The 17753-nt window shown below is 66.8% G+C and carries 22 protein-coding genes; 11 read left to right on the top strand and 11 right to left on the bottom strand.

Annotation, left to right across the window (positions count from 1 at the left end):
• The 4 genes from DIR46_RS14035 (at position 1) to DIR46_RS14020 (ending at position 2265) form a co-directional block, all read left to right on the top strand.
• A complete protein-coding gene (locus DIR46_RS14035; RefSeq protein WP_109345781.1) occupies positions 1 to 360 on the top strand; it encodes a YraN family protein in 360 nt (119 codons plus the stop codon).
• Between the two features lie 56 nt (positions 361 to 416).
• Positions 417 to 1013 carry a phosphoheptose isomerase gene (locus tag DIR46_RS14030; protein WP_109345780.1) on the top strand — a complete coding sequence of 199 codons (597 nt, stop codon included), beginning with the start codon at positions 417 to 419 and terminating at the stop codon, positions 1011 to 1013.
• On the top strand, positions 1006 to 1665 hold the full coding sequence (locus DIR46_RS14025; RefSeq protein ID WP_109345779.1) for a BON domain-containing protein: 660 nt from the start codon (positions 1006 to 1008) through the stop codon (positions 1663 to 1665). Before DIR46_RS14030 ends, DIR46_RS14025 begins: the two co-directional genes overlap by 8 nt.
• A gap of 72 nt (positions 1666 to 1737) precedes the next feature.
• Complete coding sequence (locus tag DIR46_RS14020) at positions 1738 to 2265, top strand: TlpA disulfide reductase family protein (protein WP_109345778.1); 528 nt, start codon at positions 1738 to 1740, stop codon at positions 2263 to 2265.
• Positions 2266 to 2268: 3 nt separating this feature from the next.
• Here DIR46_RS14020 and DIR46_RS14015 read toward each other — a convergent pair whose 3' ends face one another.
• Together DIR46_RS14015 and DIR46_RS14010 are read right to left on the bottom strand one after the other, a co-directional pair.
• Positions 2269 to 2691, bottom strand: coding sequence for a PaaI family thioesterase (locus DIR46_RS14015; RefSeq protein ID WP_229446256.1), 423 nt, complete (start codon positions 2689 to 2691; stop codon positions 2269 to 2271).
• A gap of 84 nt (positions 2692 to 2775) precedes the next feature.
• Complete coding sequence (locus tag DIR46_RS14010; protein WP_109345776.1) at positions 2776 to 4803, bottom strand: helicase-related protein; 2028 nt, start codon at positions 4801 to 4803, stop codon at positions 2776 to 2778.
• Positions 4804 to 5046: 243 nt separating this feature from the next.
• Here DIR46_RS14010 and DIR46_RS14005 point away from each other — a divergent pair, with 243 nt between their 5' ends.
• The 6 genes from DIR46_RS14005 (at position 5047) to DIR46_RS13980 (ending at position 10016) form a co-directional block, all read left to right on the top strand.
• A complete protein-coding gene (locus DIR46_RS14005) occupies positions 5047 to 5235 on the top strand; it encodes a hypothetical protein (protein WP_109345775.1) in 189 nt (62 codons plus the stop codon).
• A 69-nt stretch (positions 5236 to 5304) separates the two neighbouring features.
• Entirely contained in the window at positions 5305 to 6309 is a 1005-nt protein-coding gene (locus tag DIR46_RS14000) for an ATP-grasp domain-containing protein (RefSeq protein WP_109345774.1), read from the top strand.
• Positions 6297 to 7169 (top strand): SDH family Clp fold serine proteinase, encoded by an 873-nt coding sequence (locus tag DIR46_RS13995; RefSeq protein WP_109345773.1) that lies wholly within the window; start codon positions 6297 to 6299, stop codon positions 7167 to 7169. Before DIR46_RS14000 ends, DIR46_RS13995 begins: the two co-directional genes overlap by 13 nt.
• Complete coding sequence (locus DIR46_RS13990) at positions 7166 to 7675, top strand: MauE/DoxX family redox-associated membrane protein (RefSeq protein WP_109345772.1); 510 nt, start codon at positions 7166 to 7168, stop codon at positions 7673 to 7675. Before DIR46_RS13995 ends, DIR46_RS13990 begins: the two co-directional genes overlap by 4 nt.
• Complete coding sequence (locus DIR46_RS13985; RefSeq protein WP_162819512.1) at positions 7672 to 8229, top strand: hypothetical protein; 558 nt, start codon at positions 7672 to 7674, stop codon at positions 8227 to 8229. Before DIR46_RS13990 ends, DIR46_RS13985 begins: the two co-directional genes overlap by 4 nt.
• Positions 8226 to 10016 (top strand): ABC transporter ATP-binding protein, encoded by a 1791-nt coding sequence (locus DIR46_RS13980; protein ID WP_205288979.1) that lies wholly within the window; start codon positions 8226 to 8228, stop codon positions 10014 to 10016. The genes DIR46_RS13985 and DIR46_RS13980 overlap by 4 nt, the downstream gene beginning before the upstream one ends.
• Here the strand turns inward: DIR46_RS13980 and DIR46_RS13975 are convergent.
• The 8 genes from DIR46_RS13975 to DIR46_RS13935 all read right to left on the bottom strand — a co-directional run bounded on the left by DIR46_RS13975 (position 10006) and on the right by DIR46_RS13935 (position 16082).
• Entirely contained in the window at positions 10006 to 10383 is a 378-nt protein-coding gene (locus DIR46_RS13975; RefSeq protein ID WP_370659975.1) for a rhodanese-like domain-containing protein, read from the bottom strand. The two genes, DIR46_RS13980 and DIR46_RS13975, sit on opposite strands and share 11 nt — an antisense overlap.
• A 138-nt stretch (positions 10384 to 10521) precedes the next feature.
• The gene (lipA, locus tag DIR46_RS13965) at positions 10522 to 11514 is read right to left on the bottom strand and encodes a lipoyl synthase (RefSeq protein WP_109345769.1); all 993 of its coding nucleotides are present in this window, start codon (positions 11512 to 11514) and stop codon (positions 10522 to 10524) included.
• Between the two features lie 24 nt (positions 11515 to 11538).
• Positions 11539 to 12246, bottom strand: coding sequence for a lipoyl(octanoyl) transferase LipB (lipB, locus tag DIR46_RS13960; protein ID WP_109345768.1), 708 nt, complete (start codon positions 12244 to 12246; stop codon positions 11539 to 11541).
• A gap of 122 nt (positions 12247 to 12368) precedes the next feature.
• Positions 12369 to 12635: a DUF493 family protein gene (locus DIR46_RS13955; protein ID WP_109345767.1), complete on the bottom strand. Its 267-nt coding sequence runs from the start codon at positions 12633 to 12635 to the stop codon at positions 12369 to 12371.
• A 47-nt stretch (positions 12636 to 12682) separates the two neighbouring features.
• Entirely contained in the window at positions 12683 to 14596 is a 1914-nt protein-coding gene (locus DIR46_RS13950; RefSeq protein WP_109345766.1) for a DUF6600 domain-containing protein, read from the bottom strand.
• Positions 14597 to 14717: 121 nt separating this feature from the next.
• A complete protein-coding gene (locus DIR46_RS13945) occupies positions 14718 to 15356 on the bottom strand; it encodes a LysE family transporter (protein ID WP_109345765.1) in 639 nt (212 codons plus the stop codon).
• A gap of 127 nt (positions 15357 to 15483) precedes the next feature.
• Positions 15484 to 15771, bottom strand: coding sequence for an HU family DNA-binding protein (locus DIR46_RS13940; protein WP_005664253.1), 288 nt, complete (start codon positions 15769 to 15771; stop codon positions 15484 to 15486).
• 89 nt (positions 15772 to 15860) lie between these two features.
• A complete protein-coding gene (locus DIR46_RS13935; protein ID WP_109345764.1) occupies positions 15861 to 16082 on the bottom strand; it encodes a BrnA antitoxin family protein in 222 nt (73 codons plus the stop codon).
• A gap of 220 nt (positions 16083 to 16302) precedes the next feature.
• Here DIR46_RS13935 and DIR46_RS13925 point away from each other — a divergent pair, with 220 nt between their 5' ends.
• On the top strand, positions 16303 to 17244 hold the full coding sequence (locus tag DIR46_RS13925) for a DUF808 domain-containing protein (RefSeq protein ID WP_109345762.1): 942 nt from the start codon (positions 16303 to 16305) through the stop codon (positions 17242 to 17244).
• 33 nt (positions 17245 to 17277) lie between these two features.
• Here the strand turns inward: DIR46_RS13925 and DIR46_RS13920 are convergent, their stop codons facing one another.
• A complete protein-coding gene (locus tag DIR46_RS13920; RefSeq protein WP_109345761.1) occupies positions 17278 to 17751 on the bottom strand; it encodes a hypothetical protein in 474 nt (157 codons plus the stop codon).
• Positions 17752 to 17753 lie beyond the last annotated feature (2 nt).

Raw genomic sequence — 17753 nt, 5'->3', positions numbered from 1 at the left:
ATGTGGCCCTTGCGCCTGTCCAGAAGGCAGGCCCAGGGCCGGGAATGGGAACGCGCCGCACTCGACTATTTAAAACGCCATCAACTGGCCCGGGTCGAGGAGAATTTTCGCTGCAAAGGCGGCGAGATCGACCTGATCATGCGCCATGGCGCAACCCTGGTGTTCGTCGAAGTGCGCCAGCGCGCCGACCGCAGACACGGCGGCGCGGCCGCCAGCATCACCCCTGCCAAGATCCGCCGCCTGGTCTGTGCGGCGCAAGTCTATCTGTTGCGTTTTCCCATCATTCCTCCCTGCCGTTTCGACCTGGTCGCCATCGATGGCGAGCACATTGAATGGTTGCGGAACATCATTGAAGTGTAAGCAATTTTTACTGCGCTTGCTCAGGTGGGGTTGCCGCTGCACTATAATCCTCGGCTATGAATACTCAACGCATCCTCGCTCACTTTCAGGAGAGCGCCGACCTGAAGGTGAAGTCGGCCGCCACCCTGGCTCCTTCCATTTCGGCGGCGGTAGAACTCATGTTCAGCGCCCTCTCCAACGGCAACAAGATCCTGGCCTGCGGCAACGGCGGCTCGGCCGCCGACTGCCAGCACTTCGCGGCCGAGCTGGTCGGCCGGTTCGAGCGGGAGCGCTTCCCGCTGCCGGCGATCGCCCTGACCACCGACACCTCGATCCTGACCGCGGTCGGCAACGACTACAGCTTCAAGGAAATCTTCTCGAAGCAGGTGCAGGCATTCGGCCAGGCGGGCGACATCCTGCTGGCGATTTCGACCTCGGGCAACTCGGCCAATGTGCTGGCCGCGGTCGAGGCGGCCCTGGAGCGCGAGATGCGCATCGTGGCCTTCACCGGCAAGGACGGCGGCCAGCTGGGCAAGCTGCTGACCGACGCCGACGTGCACATCAACGTCCCGCATGCACGCACCGCGCGCATCCAGGAAGTCCATCTGTGCGCCATTCACTGCATCTGCGACGGCATCGACGTCGCGCTGTTCGGAGGAGACGAGAATGCGTAACACCCGCCGGCCCATGGCCGCGCTGCTGAACAAGACGCTGTTGACCAAGATCGTACTGGGCACTGCCCTGGCCGCCTCGCTGTCGGGCTGCTTCGGCCTGGTGGTCGGCGCCGGCGTGGCGGGCGCCGTGTCGACGGTCGACCGCCGCACGCTGGGCGCCCAGACCGAGGACAAGTCGATCACGGTCAAGGCCGAGCTCGAAATGCGCAAGATCACCGGCGACGCCGGCAACGTCAACGTCACCAGCTTCAACCGCCGCGTGCTGCTGACCGGCGAAGTGCGCGACGAAGCGATGAAGCAGGCTGCCGAGCGCGAAGTGCGCAAGATCGCCAACGTGGTATCGGTCATCAACGAGCTGCAGGTTTCCGGCTCGTCGAGCTACACCTCGCGCTCGAACGACGCCCTGATCACCACCAAGGTCAAGGCCAGCCTGGTCGACATGAAGACCGTGTCGGCGATCTCGTTCAAGGTCACCACCGAACGCGGCGTGGTCTACCTGATGGGCCTCGTCACCCCGCGCGAAGGCAATATCGCCGCCGACGTCGCCAAGGGCGTCTCGGGCGTGACCCGCGTGGTGAAGATCTTTGAATACATCAACGAAGAAGATCCACGCGTGCGGCAGAACAGCCCCGTGCAGGCTTCGCTGGACTAAACAAGGCCCTCATCAGCCCACAAAAAGCGGCAGGACTATAATGGTCCTGCCGCTTTTTCATATCGATCGACCATGACCGCTCCCACGCATTCATCCGCTACCCGTTCCTGGTTCAAGCCCGCCGCCATCGGCGCCGTGGTGCTCGCCCTGGCCGGCATCGGCTACGCCTCGCTGAGCAGCACCACGCAGGCGCCCGACGTCACCTTCATCAGCATCGCCGGTGAAAAGATCAGCACCGAATCCTTGCGCGGCAAGGTCGTGATGGTCAACTTCTGGGCCACTTCCTGCGTCACCTGCGTCAAGGAGATGCCGGACATGGTCGCGACCTACAACAAGTACAAGGACCAGGGCCTGGAATTCGTCGCCGTCGCGATGCAGTACGACCGCCCCGACTACGTGCTGAACTTCGCCGAGCAGCGCCAGCTGCCGTTCAAGGTGGCGCTGGATTCGGCCGGCGACATCGCGCGCCAGTTCGGCGACGTCACCCTGACCCCGACCACCTTCCTGATCGACAAGCAGGGCCGCATCCTCAAGACCTATGTGGGCGAGCCCGATTTCGCGGCCGTGCACAAGCTGATCGAGAAGGAACTGGCTGGATAAGCCTCAGGCTTTCGGATACAGGATCATCTGGGTGCAGCGGAACAGGGCGATGGTCTTGCCGCTGGCCTGGTCCGTGACGGTGGCGTCCCACACCTGCGTGGTGCGGCCCAGGTGGACCGCAGTCGCCGTGCACGCCAAGGTGCCTTCGCGCGCGGTGCCGAGGTGGTTCGATTTCAGTTCGATGGTGGTGAAGTTCTGCGCGCCTTCCGGCAGGTTGCTGACGCAGCCGTAGCCGGCGCAGGTGTCGGCCAGGGTGACCACGCTGCCGGCATGCAGATAGCCATTGGGCGCCAGCAGCTGCGGCTCGACCTTCATTTCGGCGGACAGCTTGCCGGGGCCGACTTCAGTAATGCGGATGCCCAGGTGGCCAGGGAGGAACTTGGCGCCGAATTCGTTGAAGGCTTCCGGGGTGTACTTGGTATTCACGCGTGTCTCGATGTTGTTGTAAAGAACGGCATCGTACACCGGGAACGCCCACCTGGTTCGAGTGATGCTTCTAGTAGACCGCGCTCAACGCCGCTTGCCACCACCCTGCCTATTGCCCGGCTTGCCGCCCGGCCGGCCTCCCTGCTTGCTCCCCTGCCGCTTGCGCGCCGCCGAATTCTGCTGCTGCAGCACCGCATCGACCCGCTCCGCCGCCTCGCGCGCCAGCTCCTGGGCCAGCGCGATGCTCGGGAAGTATTCCGGCTCGCGGTAGCCCAGCCAGGCATAGGCCGAATACACGCGGCAGGTATCCTCGACTTCCTGCAGGTTCATATAAAGCAGGTGCTGCGGATTCGGATGCGGCTGCAGCTTGACCACCTTCTTCTTGGCCAGCGACAGCGCCCAGTGCTCCCAGGCGCTTTGCAGCACCGGCACGCGGCTCGAGATCGGCACCAGCGACAGCATGAATTTCTCGGCCACCGACAGCGGCAGCGTGTCGAGCCATGCGGCGCGCTCGTTCTGCTCCTCGGTAATGCGCGGATAAAAGAAGCCATCCGGCACGTCGATATTGTGCACGAAGCGTTTCAGGAGCTTGACCAGCGAGGTCTCGCCGGTCACCGCCGCGATGCGGTGCAGCTGTTCGAGCGACGGCGCGACCGCGAAGCCGGTGGCGGCCACCGGCGGGATCTTTTCCTTCATCAGCGCGCGCATCACCTGGTGGGTGTCGTCGTCGTAGCCGGCGACGAATCCTTCCTCGTGCACGCCATAGCGCCCTGCCCGGCCCGCGATCTGCCTGGCCAGCGCCGCCGGAATCTCTTCTTCCTCATAGCCGTTGTACTTGACCGTGGTGGTCATCACGATGCGCGCGATCGGCATGTTCAGCCCCATCGCCAGCGCGTCGGTGCCGACCACGATGTCGGCCTGTCCCTCGCGGAAGCGCTCGGCCTGGGCCCGGCGCACCTCGGGCGAGAGGTTGCCGTAGACCGTCGCCACCGACAGGCCTTTTTCGGTGATCATGTCGCGCCACATCAGGACCTCGCGCCGCGAGAAGCAGATCACGGCGTCGCCGCGGCGCAGGTTCGACAGCTTGCGCACGCTGGTCGGCTCCATCGACAGCGGCCCCATGCGCTTGAGCACATGGACTTCGAGCGGCACCTCCAGGCGTTCGGCCAGCGCCTCGATCGCGCGCCGCGCTTCCACCGCGCCGACCAGGTAGACGACGTTCGCCGGCGCGCCGCACACGGCGGTGGTCCAGGCCGCGCCGCGGTCGCGGTCGGCCAGCATCTGGATCTCGTCGATCACGGCGACTTCCACCGGCGTCTTCGTGTCGAGCATCTCCACCGTGCTGGCGACGTGGGTCGAGCCCTCCACCAGGCGCCGCTCCTCGCCGGTGATCAGGCTGACCTTGATCGGCTCGCCATGCGGGCGCGCGGCCTGCAGGCGCTCGTAGTTCTCCAGCGCCAGCAGGCGCAGCGGCGCGAGATAGACGCCGCTGCCGGCCTTGGCCAGCGCTTCCATCGCGCGGTGGGTCTTGCCCGAGTTGGTGGGCCCGAGCAGCGCGATGAACTTGCGCTGCATGCGGCTGGCCACCTCGAACGAGCGCGGATACTCGGCCAGGTTGATGCTTTCCTTGGTGCGCGCGGCGTGGCGCTCTTCCTCTTCGCGCTCGGCCGCGTGGGTCAGGCGCTGCGAGATGCGCTGGAACACGTACTCGGCCGGCTCGGAAGTTTCGAGTTCATCGAGCACGTCGAGGAAAGTCATCGGGTCCCAGCCGAATTCGTCGGCGTCCCCGGCGATGTCGCGCACGAATTCCTCGGCTTCAAGGTGCAGGCGCTGCAGGTCTTCCTCTTCCGTGCGTTCTTCGATCAGCGCGCGCCGCGCCAGCAAGTCCATCTTGCGCCACTTGCTCGGCTTGGCCAGCACGCCGCGCGCCGGCACCAGGCGGTAGGGCACGCGCAAGCCTTCATAGCGCACCTCGCCCGAGAAGCGCAGGAAGACGCGGCCTTCCAGCTTGACCAGCTCGATGCCGCGCGCGGCCAGGCCGAGCTCGCGCTCGAGGAAGGCGTCGTCAGGTTCGGTGTTGTCGGAAGGGGGGATATCTCGGTGGTCGGTCATGAATGCGGTCGGTGTGTCGATTTGCCGCCACTATAGCGTGGAAGCGCATCGCACAGCGTTCCATGCCTGCCGGCGCCAGCCTGCTCACCCCGCTGTAAGGAATCATGACCTCGTCATAATTTGGCGTCAGTTCTGCGTTCTATTCGCGTCGCATTGACGCGGTTCAATGCGAAACCTACTATTTTGTGGCCATCAGTCGATGGCATATCGCGGTTCAATGCTGTTATTTCGGAGGATTCAGTAATGCAGATCCAGAAAGAAACCAAGCTGTTCGCGTTCAAGCTCGCCGAGAAAAAAGAGAAAGAGGCCAAGCCGGCTGCCCAATGGCAAGTCCGCGACGGCGTGTCCGTCGCTGGCTGCACCGACCCGACCGGGGAGTTCAACGTGCGGTGGTCGCAGAACCGCGGCGTCGACAACGGCGTGTATTGCTGATCGCCGGCTAGCCCAAGGGCCTTGCAACTGCAAGGCCTTTTTCTTTTCACTCTCTCGACATCGGTTACGATGAAACGGGTTCTGATCGTCACCCATAGCCGCGACCTGCATGCCGATGCGATCGTACCGCTATTGCGCCAGCGCGGTCCGGCGCCGATACGGCTCGATCTCGACGCCTTCCCACGCGATTACGAGCTGTGCCAGTCGTTGACCGGCACCGACTGCGTCAACCGCTTGCGCCCGTTGCCGGGCGGTGACTGGATCGATCTGGACCAGGTTGGCGCGGTATGGGTCCGCAAGCCGGCCGACTATGCCTATCGCAGCGACGACCTGGGCGCACAGGAACGCGCGTATGCCCGGCACGAGACCGAGCAGGCGCTGTTCGGCGTCCTGTACAGCCTCGACTGCTTCTGGATGAGCCACCCGCGCGCATTGCGCGGCGCCCAGTGGAAGGGCGAACAACTCAAGCGTGCGGCCCGCATGGGCTTCCGGGTGCCATCCTCGATCGTTACCAACAGCCCCGAAGAAGTACGCCGGTTCAGAGACCGCATTCCGGGACCGATCGTTTTCAAGTCCCTGTCCACGCCCAGGCTGGCGAGCGACGAGATGGAGGCGCACGAGCGCGTCGTCGGCGGATTGGGAACCACCCTGGTCGATGACGCCATGCTGGACGACCTGGACGCGGTCGCCGAACTGCCCTGTCACTTCCAGGAATACATCGCGAAGGACTACGAGCTGCGCGTCACCGTGGTGGGCGAACGCGTGTTCGCCGCGCGGATCGCATCCCAGGACGACCCGCGCACGATGATCGATTCGCGCGACATGTCGGCCCCTGTCGGCTATACGGCCTGCACGCTGCCGCCTGAAGTGGCCCGCCGCTGCATCGACTTCGTGCGCAGCTATGAGCTGAGCTATGGCGCCATCGACCTGATCGTGACACCCGGCGGCGACACCGTTTTCCTCGAAAATAACCCGGCTGGCCAGTTCCTCTACGTGCAGGAGCTGGTGCCGGCACTGCCGATTCTCGAGGCGATCGCCGACCTGCTATGCGAGGAAGCCGCATGCCGCAACTGACGCATGCCCACTTGGGCGAGCATATCGCACGCATCGAACGCGAGCGCGACAGCAAGGTGCTGGTGATGGCCGCGTCCCACCTCGACATCGAGCTGCTGCCTGCACTGTACGACGCCTGCGAGGAAATCGGCCGCGCGCCGCGCCTGGACGTGGTGCTGCATGGCCGCGGCGGCGTGGTCAATGCGGCGCGCCGCATCGCCCTGCTCCTGCGCCGCAGCGCCGACCAGCTGTCCTTCATCGTGCCCTTCCATTGCGAATCGGCCGCCACGCTCTTGACCCTGTGCGGCGACGAAATCATGGCCGGCGAGCTGGCGCTGTTCTCGCCGATCGATCCGCAGCTCGACGGCGCCGGCGGCGGCAGCTTTTCCGGCCTGGACATAGAGCGGTTCGGCGACATGGCGCAGGATTGGTTCGGCATCGAGGGTGACAGCGCGCGCGCCGAATCCCTGGCCCTGCTGTGCAACAGCATCTTCCCGCCCTCGCTCACCGCCTTCTACCGCACCACGCGCGAGCTGGCCGCGATCGGAGAGGAATTGCTGGCCTTCCAGCGTCCCGACCTCGAGGCGGGTGCGCGACAGGCCATCGTGCGGCACCTGATGTCGGCCTACCATTCGCACAATTACGCAATCGGCCCGGACGAGCTGGCGCGGCTCGGCCTGCGCGTGCGACGCGACCAGGCGCTCGAGCGGCTGGCATGGCCGCTGTCGAAGCTGCTGCAGGCCACGGTTGGGGGCGGCGTTCGCGACAGCGACGATGATGAATTCAATGACGCCGTGCTCGCCACACGCGCCGCGCTGCGGGTGCGCCGGCGCCGTCCCGGCGGCCTGGCGCCGCTGTGGCGTGAGGAGCGCGCTGCATGAGCGCGGCCTTCGGCGCCGACATCCTGCGCTGGTTCATCGGCTTCGTGCTGCTGGCCGCCTGCATCGGCAAGCTGCGCACCTTCACGCGCTTTCGCGACAACCTGGCGACGTCGTTCGGGGTCGCCCCGCGCCAAGGCGCTCTGCTGGCGCCTGCCATCGTCGGCATCGAATTGCTGCTCGCGGCGCTGGTGCTGGGTCCCTTTGCCCGGTTCGGCATGGCCGCCGCCCTTCCCCTGTTCGCGGCATTCACCATCCTGCTGGCCTGGCGCATGAAACGCGACGGCGCCTTGCGCTGCGGCTGCTTCGGCGAGGCCGAGCGCAACCTTTCCGGATACGACCTGGTGCGCAATCTCCTGATCGTGACCGCGATCGCCCTGTTCCTGACCCTGCCCGCCGGCGCCGGGGTGCCACCCGCATCCAGCGCCCTGGCCGCGGGCCTGGGCGCCATCCTGGCGGTGCTGGCAATCGACTTCCACGACGTCGCCCATCTGCTCGTGGAGCATTGATGGATGCCGACCTGCTGCAACTGGTACTGGCGGCGCTGGCCTTCGCGGTCGCCCTCAACCTCAAGCTGACGCTGGCCGCGCGGCGCAGCGCGCTGCGCGCCTTGACGCCGCCAGTCACGCTGCAGCCGGGCCACACGCTGCCCGCGATACGCGCCACGGTGCTTGACGGAGGCGGCCGGGTGGCGCTCGGCGCGGCCGGCCCTGCGCGCGCGCTGCTCTTCCTGTCCAGCCAATGTCCGAAATGCCGCGCCAAGGTTCCGCACCTGGCGTCGCTGGTGGAGCTTGCCGGCGATGCCGGCCTGGCGATGTCGATCGTCAGCGAAGAGCCGCGCTGGCGCCTGGCATCCCTGCTGCGCGGCACCGCACTGGCATCGCACACCCTGCGCCTCGGGCGCGCCGATTACCGGCTGCTCAACCCACTGCGGGCCTCGCCAGCCTATCTGTTCGTCGACCCGCAAGGCACGATCGAAGCGGCGGGACTGATCGGCGATGCCGACTGGCGCGCGCTGGAACGGCAGCTCACCGGCGCCGACGGTATGGAGAACGCGGCATGAGCCGCGCGCCCGACGGCAAGACCACGTGGGAGTCCCATCTCGAACGCCTGCGCCTGGTGCACGCGGTGCGCTGGCGCGTCGCCGCCGGCCTGGCGTGCATGGTCGCGGCGGTCGGCCTGGAGCTGGCGATTCCGAAGGCGATTGCCTACGCCATCGACAACCTCGACCGTTTCAGGAACGGCATTCCCTCGTACCTGGCGCTGGCGATGCTGGCGCTGGTGGTGCTGTATGCGGTAGCCTCGATGGCGCGCTTCTACCTGATGCACACGGCCGGCTACCGGATCGTGGCCGGCGTACGGCGCCGCCTGTTCGCCACCATCATCCACCAGCCGATCGCCTTCCACGACCGTCATCACGTCGGCGAACTGACCAGCCGCCTGGGCGCCGACGTGCTGGCGCTGCACGAGAGCCTGACGGCGGGTTCGGCCCACATGCTGCGCTCGCTGACCGTGTTCCTCGGCGGGCTGGCCATGCTGCTGTATCTGTCGCCGATCCTGAGCCTGCCACTGGCCCTGTTCATCCCGGCCAGCCTGGCGCTGGGCAAGCACTCCGGCGCCAGCTACCGCGAACGTTCGCGCGAGGTGCAGGCCAGCATGGCCGACGGCGGCAAGACCGCCCAGGAATACTTCAGCAACGTGCGCCTGATCCATGCGTTCAACCAGCAGCTTGGCGCTGTCGCGAAGTATGCCGGGGCGGCCGACCGCATCTGCGCGGTATCGACAGTCAATGCCGGCCGGATGGCCATGTTCCAGGGCCTGCAGTCGATCCTGACCCTGCTGGCCCTGTTGCTCACGGTGTGCCTGGGCGTGCACCTGATCGCCCAGGGCGCCCTCTCGGTCGGCGAGCTGACCGCCTTCATCATCTATGCCAGCATGGCGACCGATGCCGCGAGCTCGGTGGCCGAGTTCTGGAATTCCTGGATGCGCACCCTGGGCGCCACCGACCGGATCTTCGCCCTGCTGCGCGACGGCGAGCCGCCGCTGCCCACCGACACCGGGAGCCGCCTCGACGGCGCCATCGCGCTGCGCGGCGTGCGTTTCTCGTATCCGGAGCGGCCCGGCATGACGGCGCTGGACGGCATCGACCTGGAGATCGCGCCCGGCGAAAAAATCGCCCTGGTCGGCCCCTCGGGCGCCGGCAAGTCGACCATCGCCAACCTGATCCTCGGCCACTACCGGCTTGATGCCGGCCAGGTCCTGTTCGACGGCGTCGACGCCGCCGAGATCGGCCTGGCCGCGGTGCGGCGCCACATCGCCATCGTGGAGCAGGAGCCATCGCTGTTTTCCGGCTCCATCGCCGAGAACATCGCCTTCGCCCTGCCGGGACGCGAGGTGACACGCGAGGAACTGGTCGCCGCGGCGCGCCTGGCGCATGCCCACGATTTCATCGCCGCATTCCCGCAGGGCTACGACACCGTGGTGGGCGAACGCGGGGTGCAGCTGTCGGGCGGACAGAAACAGCGCATCGCGATCGCGCGCGCGCTGCTGCGCGACCCCGGCATCCTGATCCTGGACGAAGCCACCAGCGCGCTCGACGCCGCCAGCGAACGCCTGGTGCAAAGCGCGCTCGACACCCTGATGCAGGGACGCACCACGATCATCATCGCGCATCGCCTGTCGACGATCGCCAAGGCCGACCGGATCGTGGTCATGGATGGCGGCGTGGTGCGCCAGCAGGGCTCGCATGCGGAATTGATGCGCCAGCCGGACGGCCTGTATGCGTCCCTGATCCGTAACCAGTTGCAGCACCAGATGCCAGCGCGAATCCTTCATCCAGTCAGCCCGTGACGCTGCCGATCGTCAGCTCGACCGGCCGCCCCAGCCGGGCCAGGCGCTCGGCGCCACGGTGCGCTCCGGTGCAGTGCGGCCCGGCGCAGTGGACGACAACCAGGGTATCCATCGGATAGTCGCGCAGCCTGGCCTCGACCAGCTTCGCATGCGGCATGTTCAGGGCCGCGGGCACGTGGCCGGCCGCGTACGGGCCAGGGCCGCGCACGTCGAACAGGATGGAGTCGGGCTGTCCGCCCTCGAGCGGGCGGAGCTCGGCGTGCCCTGGTACACGCATGCGGTGTGCGCCGTCGCAGCCGGCCCGCTGCGCGCCATGGGCGGCTTGAGCGTCGTCATCCCTGGCTGGAGCGACGCGCTGTACGTCCAGGACGGACGCATCGTGGCTTCGGCCGGCTCGGCCGCCGCGCTGTCGCCGGCTGGGCAGGACGGCTGCCTGGGCAGCCTGGGCAGCCTGGGCAGCCTGGGCAGCCTGGGCAGCCAGGGTGGCCAGGGTGGCCGGGGTGGCTTAGGCGGCGACGCCCGCGTTATGCGCCTGCTGGTCGGCGTGGTACGACGAACGCACCATCGCGCCCACGGCGGCGTGCACGAAGCCCATTTCATAGGCCTTTTCTTCGAACATCTTGAAGGTGTCCGGGTGCACGTAGCGGCGCACCGGCAGGTGCGAATTGGTCGGCGCCAGGTACTGGCCGATGGTGAGCATGTCGATGTCGTGCTCGCGCATGTCGCGCATGACTTCCAGGATCTCTTCGTCGGTCTCGCCCAGGCCGACCATCAGGCCCGACTTGGTGACGGCGTTCGGGTACATCTTCTTGAAGTCGCGCAGCAGCACCAGCGAGTGCGTGTAATCGGCGCCCGGACGCGCTTCCTTGTACAGGCGCGGCACGGTTTCCAGGTTGTGGTTCATCACGTCAGGCAGGCCGTCGGCGAAGATGTTCAGCGCTTTTTCGAGGCGGCCGCGGAAATCGGGCACCAGCACTTCGATCTTGGTGTTCGGCGACAGCGCGCGGGTCTTCTGGATGCACTCGACGAAGTGGCCGGCGCCGCCGTCGCGCAGGTCGTCGCGGTCGACCGAGGTGATCACGACGTAGGACAGGCGCAGGTCGGCGATGGTCTTGGCCAGGTTGCCGGGTTCATTGACGTCCAGCGGATCCGGGCGGCCGTGGCCGACGTCGCAGAACGGGCAGCGGCGGGTGCACTTGTCGCCCATGATCATGAAGGTCGCGGTGCCCTTGCCGAAGCATTCGCCGATGTTCGGGCAGCTGGCTTCCTCGCACACCGTCACCAGATTGTTGGCGCGCAGGATGTCCTTGATCTCGTAGAAGCGCGACGAGGCGGTGGCAGCCTTGACGCGGATCCAATCCGGCTTTTTCAGGCGCTCGACGTCCGCGATCGGCACGATCTTGATCGGGATGCGCGACGTCTTGCTGGCGCCTTTCTGCTTTTCGCTGGCGTTGTAGGCGGATGCGGAGGCGATGCCGGTGTCGATTTCGGAAGTCATTTGGCTCGTTGCCCCAGAAGGGCGTCAGTTGGTTTGTTCGGTTCGGACTTGGCTGCGTTCGATCTGCGGGTCGACCTGCTGTCCGAGATGCAGGATCAGGGCCTGGGCCAGCGCCTGCTGGACGTCCGCCAGCGGCGCCTCGACGCCCATGGTGCGCATGTCGACCGTGGCCAGCCCGGAATAGCCGCACGGGTTGATCCAGGTGAACGGAGCCAGGTCCATGCCCACGTTCAGCGATACGCCGTGATACGTGCAGCCGTTGCCGCGCACCTTGAGGCCCAGCGCGGCGATCTTGGCGCCCTTGCGCGGACCCTCGGCGATATAGATGCCGGGCGCGCCGGCGATGCGCTCACCGGCCAGATTATACGCCCCTAATACATCGATCACCGCCTGTTCGATTTTTTCCACAAATTGGCGCGCGTACAGCTTGCCGCCCGGCTTGTTGCGGCGCAAGTCCATCAACAGGTAGATCACGACCTGGCCCGGGCCATGGTAAGTGACCTCGCCGCCGCGGTCGGTCTGGACCACCGGCACGCCCTGCGGCGCCAGCACGTGGCCCGGATCGGCGCCCAGGCCCAGCGTGAACACGGGCGGGTGCTCGACGATCCACAATTCGTCCCGGGTCTCCGGCGTGCGCGCGTCGGTGAAGGCGCGCATGGCGGCGAAGGTGGGTTCGTAGTCGGCCCGCCCGAGTTCACGGACGAGCGGCGTTGCTGAGCGAATCGAGGACATGGAATCGGGAACGAGGCGTCAAGCCATAGTATGGACAGCCCCGTCATTATAAGCCAGCGCGGTGGGACGTGCCTGCCGAACAGGCAGTCCGGCCCGCCGCTTATCGATATGGCAATGCGTCCTTACAGGACCATCTTGACCATCGGGTGGGTCGACAGGGTGCGATACACCTCGTCCAGCATCTCGCGGCTGGTGGCGGTGACGGTGACGGTCAGGCCGGTATAGTTGCCCTTGGCCGAAGGACGGGACTCCAGCTTGCCTTCATGGAAAGTCGGATCCAGCTGGGTCACCAGCGCGAGAATGGTGGGAGCGAAATCGATATGGGTCGCGCCCATCACCTTGATCGGGAATTCGCTCGGGTATTCGATGAGGGATTCTTTCGGGTCCATGACTAATCCTGTGTAAATGCGCATTGTAGCCAATGCCAGCGTTTTCCTCAGCGTTCCTGTATCTGCTGGCCGCGCGCATTGGTATGGGCGCGCTGCTCGCCGCCGCCGCGCGGCGTGAACGCGGGCGTCGAAGATTGCGGGCGCGGCGCGGGCGGGGCGACCATCTGCGGCGGCGGAGCGGGCCGCGGCGGCGGGGCGGTCTCCATTTGCGGCGGCGGACGCACGTCGGGCCGCGGCATCGGGCGCGGCTCGGGGCGCGAGAATGACGGCGCCGGATTGGTGGCCATGGCCGGCGGCCGCTGCTGCTGCAATTGCTGGCTGCGTTCGGCGCGCTCGCGCATGCGTTCGCGCTGCTCGCGTTCGCGCTCGGCATGGCGCCCGAAACCCAGGCGGTCGGCCTGCATGCGGTTGTCCAGGTCGCGCTGCATGCGGTCGCGCTCTTCCTGCTGGCGCACGACGCGCTCTTGCTGCTGCATGCGCTCGCGCGACAGGCGCTCGTTGCTCTCGCGCTGGCGCGCCATCGGGTCCGGCTCGAGGCGGCGATCCTGCACGAAGCCGTCGCGCGTCACCTGGCCGGTCTCGAGGCGCTGGCGTACCTCGCGCCGCTCGAGCAGCTCGCGCCGCGCGTCGTTCCCGCGGTTCCAGTCGGCGCGCGCCACCAGCGGCGGCGGCGGGGCGCTGCCCTGTCCGCGCGGCAGCGCGAAGTTCGGGCGGTCGGGGCGCGGCGCGCGCGGCACGACCACCGGCCCACGGCCGCCGAAGTGCTCGCGCGGCACCACGGTCAGTCCGAGGTGCCCCGGCCGCTGCTGGGCCGCGCGGCGGGTGGCGTGGCGCCAGTCGTTCAGGCGCCGCAGGCGCTCGCTGGACAGGCGATAGCCGGGCACGTAGCGGTCGTAGGGGCTGAGCGGATACCAGCCATGCGCGTGCAGGTTGTGCGAGGCGAAGCCGACGCTCCAGTTGCCGCCGCCGACCCAGCCGACCAGCGCCGGCGACCATACCGGCCGCCGTTCGAGGCGGCCCGGGGCCCAGGCCCAGCGGTTGTGCACCTGCACCCAGCGGCCGTAGTGGAAGGGCGCATAGCCCCATGGCGCGTTGTCGACCCAGGTCCAGCCCCAGGGCGCGATATAGCTCCACTGGCCGTCGCGGTAGGGCGTCCAGTCGGATGCCACCACGGTCGGCGTCCACAGGCTGCCGTAGTCGGAGTGGGTGCTCCAGCTGCCGTAGCGGTCGAGCTCTTCGTAGCCGGTCATCTCGGTGCCGATGTGGCGCGACGACTGCTCGGCCACCAGGGTCTGGTCGCGCGTCAGGGCCCAGTCGTCGAATCCGTCGCGCCGCGCCTGCTGCGTACGCACGTCCTCGTCGCGCACTTCGGCGGCGCGGCCGGTGCGGACGGTGAGGCTGGCGCCGGCGCCGTCGACCTGGGCCTCGCCATCGAGCACGCTCACCAGGCTGGTGTCGGGCACGCGGTCGGCATCCACACGCAGGCGGCCCGGCTGGGTCAGGCGCACGGTCGCCTGGGCCGTGCGCAACTCGAACTCGGGCACCACCTCGCTGTTCATGACGCGGATGCTGGCGCTGCCGAAGTGCAGGCGCAGGCGCAGGCGGTCATCGTCCAGTTCGGTGAACTCGAGCGAGCTGTCGCCATCCAGGCGGATCGAGGTGGAGCCGATGCGGATCTCGGTGCGGGCGCCGGGCGAGGTCGTGACGAGGTTGCGCGTGGTGACCGGCCAGTTGACCACGGCGGCGCTGCTCTCGGCGCCAACGTCTCCGCCGATCTCGACCTGGCCCTGGACGAGGGACACGCGGCCCACCCGGCCCGGCGGCTCGGTCTCCATGACGCCGTTGCCAGTCGCCTCAATCTGCCCCGGCGGGTCGGTCTGCAGCACGGTCTGCGCGGGCGCGCAGGTGGAAATCGCGGCCAGGGCGAACACGGCGGCGGTAGGGATGAGGCGATGGGTCATGACATGCTCCAGGATGGAACGCGGACGGGGTGGCTCAATCTCATTACAACGCTCGAGCTCCCGCGTGGACAACGCGGGTTACATAAAGTTGCATCTGCCGGCCCAGCAGAAATACGATGGATCAGGCCGGCTGGCGCTTGACGAAGAATAGCATCGAGCCGATCAGCACCAGCACCGCGCCGAACACGCGGTTCTGCAGGCGCATATGGCGCGGATCGCGCATGAAGCGCTGCATCGAGGCGGCCAGGGCGGCGTAGCCGTGCATCACGATCGAATCGATCGCCACCATGGTCACGCCCAGGATCGCCAGCTGGGTGAGCAGCGGCGCATCCTTGGAAATGAACTGCGGCAGCACGGCGACCATGAAGATGATGCCCTTCGGGTTCGTGGTATTGGTGAGAAAACCGGTCAGCACGCGCCTGCCGAACGACGGATGCGCTTCCAGGCCGGCGGTCGACGCCGTCGGGCCGGGCGCCGGGGTGGCGCGCCACTGGGTCACGCCGAGGTAGATCAGGTACAGCGCGCCGATCACCTTGACCGCCGTGAAGGCGACCGAGGATGCCAGCAGCAGCGAACCGACGCCGGCGCCGGCGATGACCAGCACCAGGATCAGGCCCAGCTGCAGGCCGAGGACGGTCGCGCTGGCCTTCCTGAGGCCGTAGGCCAGGCCATGCGACATCGACAGGACCGCGCCGGAGCCGGGCGAAATGGCGATCAGCGAACCGGCGATGACGAAGGCGATCCAGGTAGCGAAGCTCATGGCGGTGAAAAAATGAATGGTGCTGCGGAGGAGAGGGGGAAGACTTGCTGCCGGGGAGGCAAAAAACGGCACATTCAGCCAGCGCGCGCGACCCGTCAACGGGCCGCGACGCGAGGCCGGGTACTGATTACTTCTTCTTGGTCGGGTTGACCGCTGCCTTCAGGGTCGCGCCAGCCGAGAAACGCGGGCTCTTCGATGCCGCGATCTTGATCACTTCGCCGGTGGCAGGGTTGCGGCCCTTGCGTGCGGCGCGCTTGGTCACCGAGAAGGTGCCGAAGCCGGTGATGCCCACCGTGTCGCCCTTTTTCAGGCGCTCGGTGATGATCTCGATGATGGTGTTCACGGCGTCGCCAGCGGCAGCGCCCGACATCTCGGTGCGCTTCGCGAATTCTGCGATCAGTTCGCCTTTTTTCATAAATCCCTCCGGGGTTAAAAGAGCGGGAAGATTAGCATAAATATTGCTATGTGTAATGCCGCTCCCGGCGGGAAATCTGAAAGGAAGCCTTATGCGACGCCAGATTCGATGACCGGCCCGTTCAAACGGTTGCGCAGCGCGGCGTTGATCAGGGTCTGGTAACCGGTGCCGCAACGCTCGGACAGGTTGCGGAATTCCTTCAGTACCTCGTCGTCGAGATAGATCGTGATGCGGGTCTTGCGCTTCGGCGGGCGGGCGCGGCGGACCGGAGCGGCGGCGGGAGCGGCAGACTGGAGCGAATCGGTGTTCATGGAATGATCTCCTTCGTTTTGGGGGGACGAGGCTGCAGTACCGCAACCTTCACGCTGCACTATACGTACGCAGACCGGAAGTCGCCCGGCAAAAGCGACGAGATGCAGATTTTCAGGCATGAACTGCAAAAAGCGACGCCGAACGGCGCGGCGAACCGTGTAGCCGCGGAACCGCGCCTCGGTTAATATCATGTCAACTTACAATGAAGGAGCATCACCCATGGCCGGAGCCAGTCTATTCACCCTGTTGGACGATATCGCCACCATCCTCGACGACGTGGCCGCGATGAGCAAGATCGCGGCCAAGAAGACGGCGGGGGTGCTGGGCGACGACCTGGCGCTCAATGCGCAGCAGGTCACCGGCGTGAAGGCCGACCGCGAACTGCCGGTGGTGTGGGCGGTGGCCAAGGGATCGATGCTCAACAAGGCGATCCTGGTGCCCGCGGCGCTGGCGATCTCGGTCTTCCTGCCCTGGCTGATCACGCCGCTCCTGATGATCGGCGGGGCCTTCCTGTGCTACGAGGGCTTCGAGAAGCTGGCCCACAAATACCTGCACGGCGCGCAGGAAGAAGAGCAGCACAAGGCCCAGCACAAGGCGGCGATCGCCGATCCGCGGGTCGATATCGTCCAGATGGAGAAGGACAAGATCAAGGGAGCGGTGCGCACCGACTTCATCCTGTCGGCCGAGATCATCGTGATCTCGCTGGGCACGGTGGCCGGCGCCGCCCTCGGCCAGCAGGTGGCGGTGCTGGTGACGATCGCGGTGGCGATGACGATCGGCGTCTACGGCCTGGTGGCGGCCATCGTCAAGATGGACGACGCGGGTCTTTACCTGAGCCGGAGCCAGAACGGCGCCGCGCGCGGCCTGGGCAAGGGCTTGCTGGCGGCCGCGCCGCGCCTGATGAAGGTGCTGTCGGTGGTCGGCACTGCCGCCATGTTCATGGTCGGCGGCGGCATCATCGCGCACGCGATCGAAGCCGTTCACCACTTCTCGCAAAGCATCGCCGCCTCGCTCACCGACATCCCGGCGGTGGGCCCGGTGCTGGCCGTGCTGGCGCCAATCGTGGTCGACGCCCTGGTCGGCGTGCTGGTAGGCGCGGTGGTGCTGGCGGTCGTGACGCTGGTGCAGCGCATGCGCGGCAAGAAGGCGGCCGCGCACTGACCTTCCTGCATGGCGTCGGCGTCTCCGCCGACGCTAGCGCGACGGCTGATCCTTGCGCGTCAGGATCGCACCGATCGCCAGGCCGATCGCGAACCCCACATACACCACGCCCAGCGCATTGCGCGACATGCGCTTTTCATATCCCGGCTGCAGCGACCTGGGCGTCAGCTTGTAGTCGGTAAAGGCGGCGAATGCCGACGTTGCCGCCGAGGAGGCGGCGATGGCCATCGGATTCTTGCCGTCCATTACGCCACCCAGGGCGCGTTCGAACACGAAGGACCAGAAGGTCGCGCTGGCATGGTGGATCAGGTAGCCCGGCACCGTGTAGCGCAGCGAGAAGCGGTCGCGGTAGCCTGCTTTATTACCATGAACATAGTGGCTGACGGCATTGGTCGGTGCGAAAGCACTGCCGGACTGGATCTTGCCGACCAACGCCATCGCCACCGTGGAGAGCACGCTCGAGGTCGCACCAGAGATGAGTGCGCGCTGTAATGCCGTATTTTCCATAC

Origin of the sequence: Massilia oculi, assembly GCF_003143515.1 — a bacterium.
Classification (GTDB): Bacteria; Pseudomonadota; Gammaproteobacteria; order Burkholderiales; family Burkholderiaceae_D; genus Telluria; species Telluria oculi.
Note: the sequence above shows the minus strand (reverse complement) of the source record. Positions and strands in the feature narration are given on the sequence as shown.

What these genes read in the sequence shown, in the direction of transcription:
- lipA (WP_109345769.1), bottom strand. Translation starts at nt 11,514, where the DNA reads ATGACTTCCGAAATCGACACCGGCATCGCCTCCGCATCCGCCTACAAC.
- DIR46_RS14025 (WP_109345779.1), top strand. Translation starts at nt 1,006, where the DNA reads ATGCGTAACACCCGCCGGCCCATGGCCGCGCTGCTGAACAAGACGCTG.
- DIR46_RS13940 (WP_005664253.1), bottom strand. Translation starts at nt 15,771, where the DNA reads ATGAAAAAAGGCGAACTGATCGCAGAATTCGCGAAGCGCACCGAGATG.
- lipB (WP_109345768.1), bottom strand. Translation starts at nt 12,246, where the DNA reads ATGTCCTCGATTCGCTCAGCAACGCCGCTCGTCCGTGAACTCGGGCGG.
- DIR46_RS14000 (WP_109345774.1), top strand. Translation starts at nt 5,305, where the DNA reads ATGAAACGGGTTCTGATCGTCACCCATAGCCGCGACCTGCATGCCGAT.
- DIR46_RS13935 (WP_109345764.1), bottom strand. Translation starts at nt 16,082, where the DNA reads ATGAACACCGATTCGCTCCAGTCTGCCGCTCCCGCCGCCGCTCCGGTC.
- DIR46_RS13950 (WP_109345766.1), bottom strand. Translation starts at nt 14,596, where the DNA reads ATGACCCATCGCCTCATCCCTACCGCCGCCGTGTTCGCCCTGGCCGCG.
- DIR46_RS13990 (WP_109345772.1), top strand. Translation starts at nt 7,166, where the DNA reads ATGAGCGCGGCCTTCGGCGCCGACATCCTGCGCTGGTTCATCGGCTTC.
- DIR46_RS13920 (WP_109345761.1), bottom strand. Translation starts at nt 17,751, where the DNA reads ATGGAAAATACGGCATTACAGCGCGCACTCATCTCTGGTGCGACCTCG.
- DIR46_RS14010 (WP_109345776.1), bottom strand. Translation starts at nt 4,803, where the DNA reads ATGACCGACCACCGAGATATCCCCCCTTCCGACAACACCGAACCTGAC.
- DIR46_RS13925 (WP_109345762.1), top strand. Translation starts at nt 16,303, where the DNA reads ATGGCCGGAGCCAGTCTATTCACCCTGTTGGACGATATCGCCACCATC.
- DIR46_RS14030 (WP_109345780.1), top strand. Translation starts at nt 417, where the DNA reads ATGAATACTCAACGCATCCTCGCTCACTTTCAGGAGAGCGCCGACCTG.
- DIR46_RS14035 (WP_109345781.1), top strand. Translation starts at nt 1, where the DNA reads ATGTGGCCCTTGCGCCTGTCCAGAAGGCAGGCCCAGGGCCGGGAATGG.
- DIR46_RS14005 (WP_109345775.1), top strand. Translation starts at nt 5,047, where the DNA reads ATGCAGATCCAGAAAGAAACCAAGCTGTTCGCGTTCAAGCTCGCCGAG.
- DIR46_RS14020 (WP_109345778.1), top strand. Translation starts at nt 1,738, where the DNA reads ATGACCGCTCCCACGCATTCATCCGCTACCCGTTCCTGGTTCAAGCCC.
- DIR46_RS13945 (WP_109345765.1), bottom strand. Translation starts at nt 15,356, where the DNA reads ATGAGCTTCGCTACCTGGATCGCCTTCGTCATCGCCGGTTCGCTGATC.
- DIR46_RS13955 (WP_109345767.1), bottom strand. Translation starts at nt 12,635, where the DNA reads ATGGACCCGAAAGAATCCCTCATCGAATACCCGAGCGAATTCCCGATC.
- DIR46_RS13980 (WP_205288979.1), top strand. Translation starts at nt 8,226, where the DNA reads ATGAGCCGCGCGCCCGACGGCAAGACCACGTGGGAGTCCCATCTCGAA.
- DIR46_RS13995 (WP_109345773.1), top strand. Translation starts at nt 6,297, where the DNA reads ATGCCGCAACTGACGCATGCCCACTTGGGCGAGCATATCGCACGCATC.